This is a genomic window from Streptomyces sp. NPDC058052, from assembly GCF_042885515.1.
Taxonomy (GTDB): Bacteria; Actinomycetota; Actinomycetes; order Streptomycetales; family Streptomycetaceae; genus Streptomyces.
This window is the reverse complement of sequence record NZ_JBHVRX010000005.1, coordinates 49158-63596: the sequence shown is the minus strand read 5'-3', so window position 1 is coordinate 63596 and position 14439 is coordinate 49158. Positions and strand designations below refer to the sequence as shown.

14 protein-coding genes are annotated in these 14439 nt (G+C 73.1%); 5 read left to right on the top strand and 9 right to left on the bottom strand.

The genetic code is table 11. The features are described from left to right. Window positions 1-58: 58 nt before the first annotated feature. Entirely contained in the window at window positions 59-667 is a 609-nt protein-coding gene (locus ACFVU3_RS09125) for a hypothetical protein (protein WP_390065022.1), read from the top strand. A 26-nt stretch (window positions 668-693) separates the two neighbouring features. On the opposite strand, the gene ACFVU3_RS09120 is transcribed toward ACFVU3_RS09125, so the two are convergent. Continuing rightward, window positions 694-1818 carry an SMI1/KNR4 family protein gene (locus tag ACFVU3_RS09120; protein ID WP_390065020.1) on the bottom strand — a complete coding sequence of 375 codons (1125 nt, stop codon included), beginning with the start codon at window positions 1816-1818 and terminating at the stop codon, window positions 694-696. Between the two features lie 175 nt (window positions 1819-1993). Then, window positions 1994-2797, bottom strand: a complete 804-nt coding sequence (locus ACFVU3_RS09115; RefSeq protein WP_390065018.1) for a carbon-nitrogen family hydrolase — start codon at window positions 2795-2797, stop codon at window positions 1994-1996. A 163-nt stretch (window positions 2798-2960) separates the two neighbouring features. Between ACFVU3_RS09115 and ACFVU3_RS09110 the strand changes: the two genes are divergently transcribed. Next, window positions 2961-3788 carry a maleylpyruvate isomerase family mycothiol-dependent enzyme gene (locus ACFVU3_RS09110; protein WP_390065017.1) on the top strand — a complete coding sequence of 276 codons (828 nt, stop codon included), beginning with the start codon at window positions 2961-2963 and terminating at the stop codon, window positions 3786-3788. A 74-nt stretch (window positions 3789-3862) separates the two neighbouring features. Here the strand turns inward: ACFVU3_RS09110 and ACFVU3_RS09105 are convergent, their stop codons facing one another. The 6 genes from ACFVU3_RS09105 to pdhA form a co-directional block, all read right to left on the bottom strand. Next, window positions 3863-5179, bottom strand: a complete 1317-nt coding sequence (locus tag ACFVU3_RS09105) for a nitrate/nitrite transporter (RefSeq protein WP_390065015.1) — start codon at window positions 5177-5179, stop codon at window positions 3863-3865. Continuing rightward, entirely contained in the window at window positions 5176-5850 is a 675-nt protein-coding gene (locus tag ACFVU3_RS09100) for a GntR family transcriptional regulator (protein ID WP_390065013.1), read from the bottom strand. Before ACFVU3_RS09100 ends, ACFVU3_RS09105 begins: the two co-directional genes overlap by 4 nt. A 70-nt stretch (window positions 5851-5920) precedes the next feature. Next, window positions 5921-6442, bottom strand: a complete 522-nt coding sequence (locus tag ACFVU3_RS09095; protein ID WP_390065012.1) for a hypothetical protein — start codon at window positions 6440-6442, stop codon at window positions 5921-5923. 75 nt (window positions 6443-6517) lie between these two features. Next, window positions 6518-7900 carry a dihydrolipoamide acetyltransferase family protein gene (locus tag ACFVU3_RS09090; RefSeq protein ID WP_390065010.1) on the bottom strand — a complete coding sequence of 461 codons (1383 nt, stop codon included), beginning with the start codon at window positions 7898-7900 and terminating at the stop codon, window positions 6518-6520. 10 nt (window positions 7901-7910) lie between these two features. After that, window positions 7911-8891, bottom strand: coding sequence for an alpha-ketoacid dehydrogenase subunit beta (locus tag ACFVU3_RS09085; RefSeq protein ID WP_390065008.1), 981 nt, complete (start codon window positions 8889-8891; stop codon window positions 7911-7913). Between the two features lie 2 nt (window positions 8892-8893). Beyond that, on the bottom strand, window positions 8894-10075 hold the full coding sequence (gene pdhA / locus ACFVU3_RS09080; RefSeq protein ID WP_390065006.1) for a pyruvate dehydrogenase (acetyl-transferring) E1 component subunit alpha: 1182 nt from the start codon (window positions 10073-10075) through the stop codon (window positions 8894-8896). Between the two features lie 343 nt (window positions 10076-10418). Here pdhA and ACFVU3_RS09075 point away from each other — a divergent pair, with 343 nt between their 5' ends. From ACFVU3_RS09075 to ACFVU3_RS09065, 3 genes are all read left to right on the top strand, one after another. Next, window positions 10419-11078, top strand: coding sequence for a response regulator (locus ACFVU3_RS09075; protein ID WP_390065004.1), 660 nt, complete (start codon window positions 10419-10421; stop codon window positions 11076-11078). A gap of 153 nt (window positions 11079-11231) precedes the next feature. Next, window positions 11232-11663 carry a pyridoxamine 5'-phosphate oxidase family protein gene (locus tag ACFVU3_RS09070; protein WP_390065002.1) on the top strand — a complete coding sequence of 144 codons (432 nt, stop codon included), beginning with the start codon at window positions 11232-11234 and terminating at the stop codon, window positions 11661-11663. Window positions 11664-11678: 15 nt separating this feature from the next. Further along, window positions 11679-12695: a phosphotransferase gene (locus ACFVU3_RS09065; protein WP_390065000.1), complete on the top strand. Its 1017-nt coding sequence runs from the start codon at window positions 11679-11681 to the stop codon at window positions 12693-12695. A gap of 22 nt (window positions 12696-12717) precedes the next feature. Here the strand turns inward: ACFVU3_RS09065 and ACFVU3_RS09060 are convergent, their stop codons facing one another. Next, window positions 12718-14403 carry a protein kinase gene (locus ACFVU3_RS09060; protein ID WP_390064999.1) on the bottom strand — a complete coding sequence of 562 codons (1686 nt, stop codon included), beginning with the start codon at window positions 14401-14403 and terminating at the stop codon, window positions 12718-12720. Between the last annotated feature and the right edge of the window lie 36 nt (window positions 14404-14439).

Below are 14439 nucleotides of genomic sequence, written 5' to 3'. Positions count from 1 at the left end.
CGGGACGGACGGCCGGCCGTGCGAGGGTCGGGGGAAGCGAGTCCGCGGGAGGAGCCCGATGCACACCACCGTCACCCCCTTCACGCTGCGTCCGTGGCGGGAGGGGAAGGGGTACGAGCGGCGGTCCGGCTGGCGCGGCACGTCGGCCGAGTTCGGCGAGGTCACGGTGGAGGCGCCGCTGCGGCAGACCGTGCCGGAGGTGATCGTCTCGGAGCTGCGGGGCGGGCTGCTGCCGGGCGTCTCGTACGAGACGCGGGGCATCCACACGGACGTGATCCGGCTGCCGACGCTGAACCGGGCGACGCTCCGGCTCGGCGACGCGCTGGTCCGGGTGGAGCGGAACCGTTTCGGCGCCACGGCCCGTCAGCGCGGCCTCCGGCTGCGGTACGGCGGTGACGACTACCGGCTGTGGGCGCGGAACCGGCGCTCCTGGACGCTGGCCCGGGAGGCGGACGCGGACGACCCCGGCGTCCGGGTGACCGTGCGCGGCGCCGGACGCGGCGGATGGCGGCGGATGGAGGTCACGGTGACGGGCCGGGCGGTCGCGGCGGACCTGTCGCTCGCGCTGATCTTCGCGGGCGTGGACCGCGCGGCGCTCACCCGCGGCGGGGCGGTCCGCGCGGCGCTCTCCCGGGCCACGGGGTTCTGGGCGGAGACGCAGCACTAGATCCGGTCCGCCCTGCGGGGAAGGGCCTAGGGGGCCTTCCGGGGCTGGTACGTGACCTGGTCGATCGGCTCCTCGTGCGGGTAGGTGAGGGCGGGCAGCCCCTCGACGACGAGCTCGCCGCGCAGCCAGGCGAGGAGGGTCTCGGTGAGGGTGCCGGTGAGCGGCGGGCCCACGCGCGCGTGGCGGGGGTCGATGAGGAGCGGCCAGGTCTCGGGGTCGTCGCCCTCGGCGAGCCAGCCCAGCTGGTCGCCGTCGATGGTGGAGGCGAAGGGCAGGAAGCCGCGCGGCTCGGGCCAGGCGGCCAGCGGGTGGAACTGGGGGTGGTCGGCGCGCAGGGAGCGGTAGTTGTCGCAGTACCACTCGGCCCAGGGCGCGAAGGCGTGCCTTCCGGTGCCCCAGGGAAGGTGGAACCGCAGCCAGTGGCACCAGACGCCGCCGCCGTAGGTCTCCGTCAGGCGGACGTACTCGCCGGGCAGGACGGTGCCGAGCTGGTCGTACGTCCACTCCCAGTCGCGTTCGCCGAGGTACGGCTCCGGGGGCGGCGGGACGACGGCGGTGAGCGTGTCGAGTCCCGTGCCGCCGCCGGTGAACGCGGCCCGCTGCGCCGGGGTCGGCGCGGGGCGGCGGGGCGGCGGGGTCCAGAGCGCGGTGACGTCCTCGGCGAGGGCGCTGCGGGCGAGGGTCCGGGCCAGGCCCTCGTCGACGAGGAGGGCGAGGGTGGGCAGCAGGGTGGTGCCGGGGCGGCGCCAGGGGTCGCGGCCCTGCCGCCCCGCGTGTGGGTCGTGCAGGAGGACGGGCCAGGCGTCGGGGTCGTCGGAGGCGGTGGTGTCCCAGAAGAGGGTGCCGAAGGTGCGGGTGGAACCGAAGGGGAGGACGCCGGGCGCCATCCGGCGGCAGTCCTCGACGAAGCGGCCGTAGTCGAAGCCGCCGGCGGTGCCGGCGTACGGCGTCTGGATCCAGAGCAGTTCGCCGAGGTCGACGGGGCCGTAGACGGTGGCGATCGCCTTGTAGTCGGCGGGCAGCGACAGGCCGAGCCACGCCTCGACGGCCTCCCAGTCGACGGGGATCGCGGGTCCTTCGGGCGGCGGCCCGAAGAGCCGGGCGAAGGCGGCGACGTGTCCGGTGTCCGCCGTGCTGCCGTGCGCGTCCATGCGTTCCTCTCCCCGGCCTGTCCCCGCCCCGGCACCGAGCCGTCCCCGAGCCGTCCCCGACCCGGTGCCGGCCCGGTGCCGGCACGCCTTCAGGCTGTCCCCGGCCCGAACCCGACCCGGCACCGGCCCGAACCCGAGCGGTTCTCCCGCCCGTCCCCGACGTGTCCCGCGTTCCTCAGACCCGCGTCCGGCGGGGTGCGGCGATGCCGAGGACGCGGTCCTTGAGGGCCGGGAACTCCTCGCGGATCGCCGCGGGCTTCGCGGGGTCCAGGACGGCGCGCAGGACCTCCTCGCCGGGGCCGGCCTCCGCGAGGATCTCGCCCCACGGGTCGACGACCAGCGAGTGACCCGCCTGCTCGACCCCCGCGTGGGTGCCCGCCGTGCCGCAGGCGAGGACGTACGCCTGGTTCTCCACGGCCCGGGCCTGGGCGAGGAGGCGCCAGTGGGCACGCCGGCGGGCGGGCCAGCCGGCGGGGACGACGAACGCCTCGGCGCCGGCGTCGACGAGGCCCCGGAAGAGCTCGGGGAAGCGGAGGTCGTAGCAGGTGCCGACGCCGACGGTGAGGTGCGGCAGGTCGAAGGTGACCAGGTCCTCCCCCGCGGCCATGAGAACGGCCTCGCCCTTGTCGAAGCCGAAGCGGTGGATCTTCCGGTAGGAGGCGACGAGCTCGCCGTCGGGAGAGAAGACGAGCGAGGTGTTGTAGAGGGCGCCGGCGGCGGCCTCGACGAAGGAACCGGCGTGCAGCCAGACCTCCGCGTCCCGGGCGGCGGCGGCCATCGCCGTGTAGGTGGGGCCGTGGAGCGGTTCCGACTCGGGCCCGAAGAGGTCGGCGGCGAAGGCGCCCACGGGCCACAGTTCGGGGAGGACGACGAGGTCCGCGGCCCCGCGCTCCTCCCGTACGAGGCGGGCCGCGCGGGCCCGCCGGTCGGCGACCGGTTCGTCCGGGTCTACCGCGATCTGGATCAGCGAGGCGCGCACACTACCACCGTCCTGGCGTTGAAGCCGTCAACACCGGCCTACGATCGTCACACGAAAGCACTGCCGGGGTGCTCCCGGGGAGCGTAACTTAGCGTCCGAGCCTCCCATTCCACTGTCGCCCAGTCGTGTTTTCAGCCCGCACCGAAGAACGTCGAGGGGTCCCGTGACCGTCCATCCCAGCCTCCAGAACTACGCCGACGCCTGGACCCACTCCATCGAAGCGATAGCCGAGCTGGTGCAGCCGCTCGTGGAGGGCGAGTGGAACCGGGCGACTCCGTGCCCCGGCTGGTCGGTGCGCGACATCGTGTCCCATGTGATCGGCATGGAGACGGAGATGCTCGGGGACCCGCGGCCGATCCACTCGCTCCCCCGCGACCTGTACCACGTGCGCAGTGACTTCGCCCGCTACATGGAGGTGCAGGTCGACGTCCGGCGGCACCACACGGCGCCGGAGATGACCTCGGAGCTGGAGTACATCCTGATCCGCCGGGCCCGGCAGCTCCGCAACGAGAACCGCTCCCCCGACCACGTCATCCGGGCTCCGCTGGGCGCGGAGCAGACCCTGGAGCAGGGCTACCGGCTGCGGGCGTTCGACACGTGGGTGCACGAGCAGGACCTGCGGGTCGCGCTCGGGGTGCCGGGGAACCTGGATTCGCCGGGCGCGTTCGTGGCCCGGGACCTGCTCCTGGAGGCGCTGCCGAAGGTGGTCGCGAAGGACGCGGGCGCGCCGGCGAGCTCGGCGGTCGTGGTGGACGTGACCGGGCCGGTGGAGTTCCTGCGGACGGTGCGGGTGGACGCGGAGGGGCGGGGCACCATCGACGGGGCGCCGTCGCTGGGCCCCGCGGTGACGCTGGCGACGGACTGGGAGACGTACGTGCGGCTGGCCTGCGGCCGCGTCCGGCCGGCCGACGTGGCCGACCGGATCAAGACCGAGGGCGACGCGGACCTGGCCGCCGCGATCCTCGACCACTTCGCGGTGACGCCGAACTAGCCGGACCAGCCGGACCAGCCGGACAGGCGGACCAGGCGGACCAGGCGGACAGGCGGACCAGGCGGCGACGCCCGCTACACGGGCACGTGGACGGCCTCCACGCGGCTGGCGACGAGCCGTTCGCGCTCGCGCCGGTGGGTGCGGGACTTCAGGCGGAGGATCTGGACGACGCCGAGGGCTTCGAGGACGAAGACCGAGGAGAACGCGATCCGGTAGTCGTCGCCGGTCGCGTCGAGCAGCACGCCGATGGCGAGCAGGGTCGTCATGGAGGCGACGAAACCGCCCATGTTGACGATGCCGGAGGCGGTGCCCTGACGCTCCGGCGGGTTGGCCGGGCGGGCGAAGTCGAAACCGATCATGGACGCCGGTCCGCAGGCCCCCAGGACCAGGCAGAGGGTGACGAGCAGCCACATCGGGGCGTGGTCGCCGGGGTACGCGATCGTGACGGCCCACATCAGGGCGGTGGCGGCGACGGTGCCGAGGGCGAGCGGGGCCCGGGCGCCGCCGTGGCGCGCGATGATCTGCCCGTAGGCGAGGCCGACGGCCATGTTGGAGAGCACGACGAGGGTGAGCAGCTCGCCCGCGGTGCCCCGGGACAGGCCCTGCGCCTCGACGAGGAACGGCAGCCCCCACAGCAGCAGGAAGACCATCGCGGGGAACTGGGTGGTGAAGTGCACCCAGAGGCCGAGCCGGGTGCCGGGCTCGCGCCAGGAGGCGGCGATCTGCCGGCGCACGTAGGCGGCGCCCGCGTGCCGGACCGGGGTGGGTTCGTGCCCCTCGGGGTGGTCCTTGAGGAAGACCAGGAGCAGGACCAGGACGAGGACGCCGGCGAGGGAGCTGCCGACGAAGGTGGTGGTCCAGCCGAGGCCGTGCAGGGCGCGGGAGAGGACGACGGTCGAGATCAGGTTGCCGGCCATGCCGATGAGGCCGGCGAGCTGGGCGATGAGCGGTCCGCGGCGGGCCGGGAACCAGCGGCCGCCGAGCCGGAGGACGCTGATGAAGGTCATGGCGTCGCCGCAGCCGAGGAGGGCGCGGGAGGCCAGTGCCATGGGGTACGTGGGGGAGAGCGCGAAGCCCAGCTGGCCCAGGGTGAAGAGGACGACGCCGAGGGCGAGGACCTTCTTGGTGCCGAGCCGGTCGACCATGAGGCCGACGGGTATCTGCATGCCGGCGTAGACCAGCAGCTGGAGTATGGAGAAGGTGGAGAGCGCGGAGGCGCCCACGTGGAAGCGGTCGGCGGCGTCGAGTCCGGCGACGCCGAGCGAGGTCCGGAAGATGACGGCGACGAAGTAGACGGCGACGCCGACGCCCCAGACGAGGGCGGCGCGGCGGCCGCCGGGCGGGTCGCCGGGGAGGGTGACGGCGGAGCCGTAGCCGTTGCGGCCGCTCACCGGCCCTCACCCCGGACCAGGACACCGACGCGGCCGAGGTGGCGGCGGACGGCGGCGGCCGCGCCCTCCGCGTCCCCGGCCCTGAGGCGGTCGAGGATCTCGGCGTGCTCGGTGATGTTCTGGGCGACCCGGTCGGGGTGGGCCTGCATCACGGCGACGCCCATGCGGAGCTGACGGTCGCGGAGCTGGTCGTAGAGGCGGGCCAGGATCTGGTTCCCGGCGTACTTGACGATCTCGGCGTGGAAGCAGCGGTCGGTGACGGCGACGTCGGCGAGGTCGCCCGCGCCGGCCTGCCGCTGCTGCTCCTCCAGGAGTTCCTCGAGGCGGGCGAGGAGCGCGGGCGGTGCGGGGACCGCCTTGCGGACGGCGAACTCCTCGACGAGGAGGCGGGTCTCGACGACGTCGGCGATCTCCTGGGCGGAGACGGCGAGGACGAGGGCGCCCTTCTTGGGGTAGAGCTTCAGCAGCCCTTCCATCTCCAGCTTGAGCAGGGCCTCGCGGACGGGGGTGCGGGAGACTCCCACGGCCTGGGCCAGCTCCCCCTCGGTGAGCAGGGTGCCGCCTTCGTAACGGCGGTCGAGGACCGCGCGCTTGACGTGGCTGTAGACGCGTTCGGCGGCGGGTGGCTGCTTGGCGGGCTGCTCGGTGGAGGGGGGCGCGGCTGATGGCATGCGCACAGCATAGATACAAGTGGGATGCGTCTGACAGCCGCGTCCGGATCCTGGACTCCTTACCTCCCGCTCAGCGGAGCCGGAAGTCGTAGTAGTCCGCGCCCCCGACGAGGACGGAGGTGAAGTGGACGGGGAGGCCGTCGGGCCGGCGCGGGACCTCCTGCGAGGTGCGGCGGGTGAAGCCGAGGGAGAGGCCGGGGACGAACGGGTCCTCGCCGTCGCCGCCGTGGACGACCGGTCCGGTCGGTCCGGTCGGTCCGGTCGGTCCGGCCAGTCCGGCCAGGAGTTCGTCGGCGGGGGTGGTGAAGACGTCCCGCCCGCCGAGGAGGACGCGCGTGGTGCTCGTCCGCCCCTCCCCCGGCCACCAGAACTCGACGGCGGTGACCCGGTCGTCCTCCTCCAGGTGCACCTCGACTCCGATGCCGTCGCAGGACGCGGAGAGGCTGTTCGGGCGCCCGCGCGGCCGGACGCGGGTCCGGGGCTCGCCCCAGGGCGCGACGGCGGCCAGGGCCTCGCCGAAGGTCATGCCGAGGCGTACGGGCCCCGCGCCGTGCGGTGGTTCGAGGTGCAGGTCCAGCGTGGTGCGTTCCATGCCGGACAGCAGAACATCCGGTGGTGGACGGACGCCACCACCGGATGTTTCACGTGAAACGCGACAACCGGACCACTACGACCAGGTGATGAGCCGCTTCGGCTGCTCCAGGACCGCGGCCACGTCGGCCAGGAACTTGGAGCCGAGCTCGCCGTCGACCAGACGGTGGTCGAAGGAGAGCGCCAGCGTGGTGACCTGGCGCGGCTTCACCTTGCCCTTGTGGACCCAGGGCTGGAGCTTGATCGCACCGACCGCGAGGATCGCGGACTCGCCCGGGTTGAGGATGGGCGTACCGGTGTCGACGCCGAAGACGCCGACGTTGGTGATGGTGAAGGTGCCGCCCTGCATCGCCGCCGGGGTCGTCTTCCCCTCGCGGGCGGTGGCGACCAGCTCGCTCAGGGACTTCGACAGCTCCGGCAGGGTCTGGGCGTGCGCGTCCTTGATGTTCGGCACGATCAGACCGCGCGGGGTGGCCGCGGCGATCCCCAGGTTCACGTAGTGCTTGAGGACGATCTCCTGCGCCGCCTCGTCCCAGGCCGCGTTGATCTCCGGGTTGCGCTTGACCGCGACCAGGACGGCCTTGGCGATGAGCAGGAGCGGGTTGACCCGCAGGCCCGCCATGTCCTTGTCGGACTTGAGCTCCTCGACCAGCTTCATCGTGCGCGTGATGTCGAAGGTCACGAACTCGGTGACGTGCGGGGCGGTGAAGGCCGAGCCGACCATCGCCGCCGCCGTGGCCTTGCGGACGCCCTTGATCGGGACGCGGGTCTCCCGCGCGTCGCCGGCGGCGACGGCGACGGACGCCTGGACCGGGGCGACCGGGGCGGCCGGGGCGGGGACCGCCTCGACCACGGGGGCCGGGGCCGCGGGAGCGGCCGGAGCCGCGGCGCGGTGCACGTCCTCGCGGGTGATGATCCCGTCCGGGCCGGTCGCGACGACCACCGTCAGGTCCACGCCGAGGTCCTTGGCGAGCTTGCGCACCGGCGGCTTGGCCAGCGGCCTGGACGCGCCGGTCACGGTGCCGTGCCCGTTCAGCTGCTCGGGGACCACCGCGGCGGGCGCGGCCTTGCGGGCCCGGCGCTTGGTGGAGCTCGCGGCCACGCCGTAGCCGACGAGGACCGGCTGGCGTCCCTGCGGCTCCTCGGCCTCCGCCTCCGGCGCGGGGGCCGGGGTCTCGACGGGGGCCGGGGCGGCCGGGGCCTCGGCCGGGGCGTCGCCGCCGACGTTCACCGAGATGATGACCTGGCCGACGTCGACCGTGGTGCCCTCGGGGAAGACCAGCTCGTGGACGGTGCCGTCGAAGGGGATCGGCAGCTCCACGGCGGCCTTGGCCGTCTCCACCTCGCAGACGACCTGCCCGTCGGTGACGGTGTCACCGGGCTGGACGTACCACTTGAGGATCTCGGCCTCGGTCAGGCCCTCGCCCACGTCGGGCATCTTGAATTCGCGGATCGTCATCGTGCTCTCCTCAGTACGCCAGCGAGCGGTCGACGGCGTCGAGCACGCGGTCCAGGCCCGGCAGGTACTCCTCCTCCAGGCGCGCCGGCGGGTACGGCGCGTGGTAGCCGCCGACCCGCAGGACGGGGGCTTCCAGGTGGTAGAAGCAGCGCTCGGTGATCCGGGCGGCGATCTCCGCGCCGGAGCCGAAGAACACCGGCGCCTCGTGGACGACGACCAGGCGGCGGGTCTTCTCGACCGACGCCTGGATGGTGTCGAAGTCGAGCGGGGAGATCGAGCGCAGGTCCACGACCTCGATCGACCGGCCCTCGTCGGCGGCGGCCGCGGCCGCCTCCAGGCAGGTCTTCACCATGGGGCCGTAGGCCACCAGCGTGAGGTCGGTGCCCTCGCGGGCGACCCGGGCCTTGTGGAGCTCGCCGGGGATGGCCTCGGTGTCGAGCTCGCCCTTGTCCCAGTAGCGGCGCTTGGGCTCGAAGAAGATGACCGGGTCGTCGCTCTGGATCGCCTGCTGGAGCATCCAGTAGGCGTCGGAGGAGTTCGCCGGGGTGACGACCTTGAGACCCGCGACGTGCGCGAAGAGCGACTCGGGGGACTCGGAGTGGTGCTCGACGGCGCCGATGCCGCCGCCGTACGGGATGCGGATGACGACCGGCATCTTCACGGTGCCGAGCGAGCGGGCCCGCATCTTCGCCAGCTGGGTGACGATCTGGTCGTACGCCGGGAAGACGAAGCCGTCGAACTGGATCTCCACGACGGGGCGGTAGCCGCGCAGCGCGAGGCCGATCGCGGTGCCGACGATGCCGGACTCGGCGAGCGGGGTGTCGACCACCCGGTCCTCGCCGAAGTCCTTCTGGAGACCGTCGGTGATGCGGAAGACACCGCCGAGCTTGCCGACGTCCAGGCCCATGACGACGACCTTGGGGTCGGTCTCCAGGGCCTTGCGCAGCGACTCGTTGAGCGCCTTCGCGAGGGGAAGCTTCTGAACAGCCATGATTACTCGGCCTCTCCGTTCGCGAAGGACGCCTGGTAGGCGGCGAACTGCGCGCGTTCCTCGTCGACGAGCGTGTGCCCGTCCGCGTACGTGTGGTCGAACATGGCCATGTGGTCGGGGACCGGCATGGCGCGGACGACCTCGCGGACGTGCTTGCCGAGGGTCTCGCTCTCGGCCTCGAGCTCCTCGAAGAAGGCCGCGTCGGCGTGGCCCTCGTTCTCCAGGTACGCCTTCAGGCGGAGGATCGGGTCCTTCGCCTCCCACGCCTCGCGCTCCGCGTCGCGGCGGTAGCGGGTCGGGTCGTCGGAGGTGGTGTGGGCCGCCATCCGGTAGGTGAACGCCTCGATCAGCGTGGGGCCCTCGCCGCGGCGGGCGCGCTCCAGCGCCGACCGGGTGACGGCCAGGCAGGCGAGGACGTCGTTGCCGTCGACGCGCACGCCGGGGAAGCCGAAGCCGCGGGCGCGCTGGTAGAGCGGGACGCGGGTCTGCTTCTCGATGGGCTCGGAGATCGCCCACTGGTTGTTCTGGCAGAAGAAGACGACCGGGGCGTTGTAGACCGCGGAGAAGACGAACGACTCGTTGACGTCGCCCTGGCTGGAGGCGCCGTCGCCGAAGTAGGCGAGCACGGCGGAGTCCGCGCCGTCCTTGGCGATGCCCATGGCGTAGCCGGTGGCGTGCAGGGTCTGCGAGCCGAGGACGATCGTGTACAGGTGGAAGTTGTTGCTGCTGGGGTCCCAGCCGCCGTTGTTCACACCGCGGAACATGCCGAGCAGGTTGGTCGGGTCGACGCCGCGGCACCAGGCCACGCCGTGCTCCCGGTACGTCGGGAAGACGTAGTCGTCGTCGCGCAGAGCCCGGCCGGAGCCGATCTGGGCGGCCTCCTGGCCGAGCAGCGAGGCCCACAGGCCCAGCTCGCCCTGACGCTGGAGGGCGGTCGCCTCGGCGTCGAAGCGGCGGGTGAGGACCATGTCGCGGTAGAGACCGCGCAGCTCCTCGGCGCTCAGGTCGATGTCGTAGTCGGGGTGCTGGACGCGCTCGCCCTCAGGCGTCAGCAGCTGAACCAGCTCGGGCTCCCCGGCAGGGGCCTGGTCGGCCTTCTTGGCGCCGGCGCTGGCGCCGGTGGTGCGCTTGGCGCCGCTGCTGCGTCGCGTCGTCTTGCGCGCGGCAGTGCTCTCCACGGTCACGTGCGTGCTCCTCCGTCGGTCCGGCCCCCGGGTTCGCCGGCTGGGCCAGTGCGGCTCTCCGCCTTATCCGTACCCTGCGCACGGGGTGGGTGCGACGCGGCCGGGGTCGGGCGTGACAGGTGTCCCGGCGAACGCCGTCATTAGGCACGTTACCCATAGCGTGGCATTCCTGCGAAACCCCACTTGACCTGCGATTTTGCTTGGATTTCCAAGTAAATCGAGAAAAGCGGAAGGTCGCCCAGGTCAGCGCACCGAGCAGCGGCCCGACACCGTCGTCGGAACATCCGGCACCGTAACCCGCACACCCCGGGCACCGGAAGAGCCAATATGTGAGACTGACTCCGTGCGCGAAGAAGGAAAAATCCGGGTATTTCTGCTGGATGACCACGAAGTCGTCCGGCGCGGCGTCCACGAGCTGCTTTCCGTGGAGGACGACATCGAGGTGGTCGGCGAGGCCGGAACCGCGGCCGACGCCCTGGTCAGAATCCCCGCGACCCGCCCCGACGTGGCGGTGCTCGACGTCCGGCTGCCCGACGGCAGCGGGGTCGAGGTCTGCCGCGAGGTCCGCTCCCAGGACGAGTCGATCAAGTGCCTGATGCTCACGTCGTACGCGGACGACGAGGCGCTCTTCGACGCGATCATGGCCGGGGCCTCGGGATACGTCCTCAAGGCCATCCGGGGCAACGAGCTGCTGAACGCGGTCCGGGACGTGGCGGCCGGCAAGTCGCTGCTCGACCCGGTGGCGACGGCGCGGGTCCTGGAGCGGCTGCGCGACGGCAACAATCCGAAGGGTGACGACAAGCTCGCCAACCTGACCGAGCAGGAGCGCAAGATCCTCGATCTGATCGGCGAGGGCCTGACCAACCGGGTCATCGGCGAGCGCCTCCACCTCGCGGAGAAGACCATCAAGAACTATGTCTCCAGCCTGCTGTCGAAGCTGGGGATGGAGCGCCGCTCGCAGGCCGCCGCGTACGTGGCGCGGCTGCAGGCCGAGCGTCACTGAGCCGCCGGCCGCCCCGGCGGGCCCGCCCCTCCCCGACGGTCTCACCCGAAGGGAGCAGTCCGGGCCCGCTGCCGGGATTCGGGACCTACGTCCCCGCCGACGCGGGGCCGGGGCCCCTTTCCCGACAGGGTGCCGGTGGCGGAGAGTGGAGGCATGTCCACCGAGGAGATCCGCGCCATCGAACTGCTCGGCCGTGCGTCGTACGGCCGGGTCGCCACGAGCATGCGGGCGATGCCGTTCGTCGCGCCCGCCCGGCACATCGTCTCCGACGGCAGCGTCCTGATCCGCATGCACGAGGGTCTCGGCTACCACCAGGCGTGCAGCGGCAGCGTCGTCGCCTACGGGGCCGACGACCTCGATCCCGCCTCCGGCGTGCTGTGGTCGGTGCAGTTCACCGGCACCGCCGAGATCGTCGAGCCGACCGCGGCGGAGCTGGCCGCCTTCGGCCCCGAACCGGTGCGCGTGGACGGCGAGCCGTTCGTCCCCGTCTTCATGCGAATCGAACCCCAGTTCGTGACGGTGCACAGCATCGAGTACGGCTCCGCGGCCGGTTCCGTACCGCGACACCTCCACCACGCGGCGTGATCTAACATCTGCGGAGTGCCGCGCTCATCTGAACACTCCGCTCCTCCGGTCGGCGCCCTGCTGCGCCGCCACCCGCACGCCGGCGAGCCCCTGTCCTGCGTCCCCGTCACCGAGGGCCTGCTCAACCGCGGCTACCGGCTCGCCACCACCCGCGGCCACTACTTCCTCAAGCAGCACCTCGACGCCCCCACCGCCGACCGGGCCACCATCACCCGCCAGCACCGCGCCACCCAGCGCCTGCACGCGCTGGGCCTGCCGGTGGCCCCGCCGCTGCCCGACAGCCGCGGCCGCACCGTCGCCGTGATCGGCGGCCGCTGCTACGCCCTGCACCCCTGGGTCGAGGGCCGGCACCGCCACGGCACCCAGCTCACCACCGGCGGCTCCCGCCGCCTCGGCGCCCTCCTGGGCCGCGTCCACACCACCCTGGACCGCGTCATGGAGCCCCCGCCGCCCGGCGACCGGCACGACAGCGCCCGCCCCGAGGACACCTTCGGCGACATCGCCGAACTGATCCGCCTCGCCCGCGCGCACCGCCCGCACGGCAGCTTCGACGCGCTCGCCGAGCACCGGCTGCGGGAGCGCCGCCGGCTGATCGCCCAGCACGCCCACCGGCGCCCTCCGGCGCCCGCCACGGCCGGCTGGACGCACGGCGACTTCCACCCGCTGAACGTGCTCTACCGGGGCGCCGAACCGGCCGCGATCGTCGACTGGGACCGGCTCTGCGTCCGCCCGCGCGCCGAGGAGGCCGTCCGGGCCGCCGCGATCTTCTTCGTACGCCCGGGGGGCGAGCTGGACCTGGAGAAGGTGCGGGCCTACGCCCGCGCGTACCGGCGGGCCACCGGCGCGGACGGCGCCGAGCTGGCCGCGGCGGTGCACCGCGTGTGGTGGGAGCGGCTGAACGACTTCTGGACCCTGCGCTGGCGCTACCAGCTGAACGACCACAGGGCCGACCCGCAGTTCCCCGCGGTGTCGGCCCTGGCCGTGTGGTGGACCCGGGAGTACGACGCCGTACGCGACGCCTTCTCCGTCTGAGGTCCCGGGTCCGGAGGAGACCCTAAGGGGTGGTGGCGCCGACGTCGCCCGTGTCGCCGGGGGGCGGCGTGTTCGGGTCGCCGTTGCCGCCGCCGGTCGGGTCGGTCTGGCCGCCGCTGTCGGCGCCGCCGTCCGTCGGGTCCGTCGTCGGCTCCTCGGTGGCCGTCGGCTCGGTCGTCGGCTCGCCGGTCTCCGTCGGGTCCGTCGTCGGCTCCTCGGTGGCCGTCGGCTCGGTCGTCGGCGGCGCGGTCGTCGGCGGCGCGGTCGTCGCGTTCGTCGGCGGGTTCCACGGCTGCTGCGTGGTGCCGCCGTCGCCTCCGCCGCCGTTCGTGTCGCTCGGCTGCTCCGTGCTCGGCTGCTCGGACGGCTCCTCGGACGGGGTGGGCTCCTCGGAGGCCGTGGACGGCGAGTCCGACACCGTCGTCGGCGTCGTGATCGGGTCCTTCTTCTTCCCGCCGTCGCCCGCCATCTGCACCGCGAAGACGACGCCGGCGACGATCGCGACCAGCGCGAGCGCCGCGAAGAGCACGATCCTGGTGCGCTTGGCGCGGCCGTCGTCGTGGTTGCCGTAGGCGCCGTTCTGGCCGTAGCCGCCGGTGCCGCCCGTGCCGTCGTCGTAACCGCCGTAGCCGTTGTACCCGCCGTCGTCGGGGTTGGGCAGCGGGACGAGCCGGCCGCCCTGCGCGGTCTCGGCGAGCGGCGGGTGGCCCATGGCCATCGTCGCGGTCATGCCGTGGCCGGGGGTGTGCCCGCCGTCGTGCACGGTCACCGGGCCGGTGTTCCAGGTGCCGGTGTGGCCGCCCTGCTGCTGGAGCATCTCCAGGCCGTACTGGATCAGCCCGCGCATCTCCTCGGCGCTCTGGAACCGGTCGTCCGGCTCCTTCGCGAGCGAGCGCATCACCAGACCGTCCAGCTCCGGCGGCGTCGAGCCGCGGACCTCGGACGGCGGGACGGGCGTGTCCTGCACGTGCTGGTAGACGACCGACAGCGGCGTCTCGCCGGTGAACGGGGGACGCAGCGCGAGGAGCTCGTACAGCAGGCAGCCCGTCGCGTACAGGTCGGAGCGGTGGTCGACGGCCTTGCCGAGCGCCTGCTCCGGGGAGAGGTACTGCGGCGTGCCCATGACCATGCCGGTCTGCGTCATCGTGGCCTGCGCGCCGTGCAGCGCGCGGGCGATGCCGAAGTCCATGACCTTCACCGCGCCGGTGTGCGTGATGATCACGTTGGCGGGCTTGATGTCACGGTGCACGATGCCGTGCTGGTGCGAGTAGGCCAGCGCCTCCAGGACGCCGGAGACGATCACGAGCGCCTGCTCGGGACCGGGCGCCTCCGCGCTGACCAGCAGGTCACGGATGGTGCGGCCCTCGACGATCTCCATCACGATGTACGGCACCGGGCGGCCGTCGACGACGTCCTCGCCGGAGTCGTACACCGCCACGATCGCGTGGTGGTTGAGGCCGGCGACCGACTGCGCCTCGCGCGTGAACCGGGCCTTGGAGACCGGGTCCTCGGCGAGGTCGGAGCGCAGCAGCTTCACCGCGACCGTGCGGCCGAGCCGCACGTCCTCCGCGGCGAAGACCTCGGCCATGCCGCCGCGGCCCAGACGGTGCGTCAGGCGGTACCTGCCGTCGCCGACGACGCGGCCGACTCCCCATGACTCGGCGCCGGCGCCCGGCACACCGCCACCTGCGTCGGATCCGGGTTCCATGAGTCCTCGCCGTCGTCTGTCCGTGCCGTGTCCAGT

Excerpts from the sequence above, each read along its gene's own strand:
- ACFVU3_RS09090 (WP_390065010.1), bottom strand. The coding sequence starts at position 7,900 with ATGACGATCCGCGAATTCAAGATGCCCGACGTGGGCGAGGGCCTGACC.
- ACFVU3_RS09085 (WP_390065008.1), bottom strand. The coding sequence starts at position 8,891 with ATGGCTGTTCAGAAGCTTCCCCTCGCGAAGGCGCTCAACGAGTCGCTG.
- ACFVU3_RS09125 (WP_390065022.1), top strand. The coding sequence starts at position 59 with ATGCACACCACCGTCACCCCCTTCACGCTGCGTCCGTGGCGGGAGGGG.
- ACFVU3_RS09095 (WP_390065012.1), bottom strand. The coding sequence starts at position 6,442 with ATGGAACGCACCACGCTGGACCTGCACCTCGAACCACCGCACGGCGCG.
- ACFVU3_RS09100 (WP_390065013.1), bottom strand. The coding sequence starts at position 5,850 with ATGCCATCAGCCGCGCCCCCCTCCACCGAGCAGCCCGCCAAGCAGCCA.
- ACFVU3_RS09070 (WP_390065002.1), top strand. The coding sequence starts at position 11,232 with ATGTCCACCGAGGAGATCCGCGCCATCGAACTGCTCGGCCGTGCGTCG.
- ACFVU3_RS09120 (WP_390065020.1), bottom strand. The coding sequence starts at position 1,818 with ATGGACGCGCACGGCAGCACGGCGGACACCGGACACGTCGCCGCCTTC.
- ACFVU3_RS09060 (WP_390064999.1), bottom strand. The coding sequence starts at position 14,403 with ATGGAACCCGGATCCGACGCAGGTGGCGGTGTGCCGGGCGCCGGCGCC.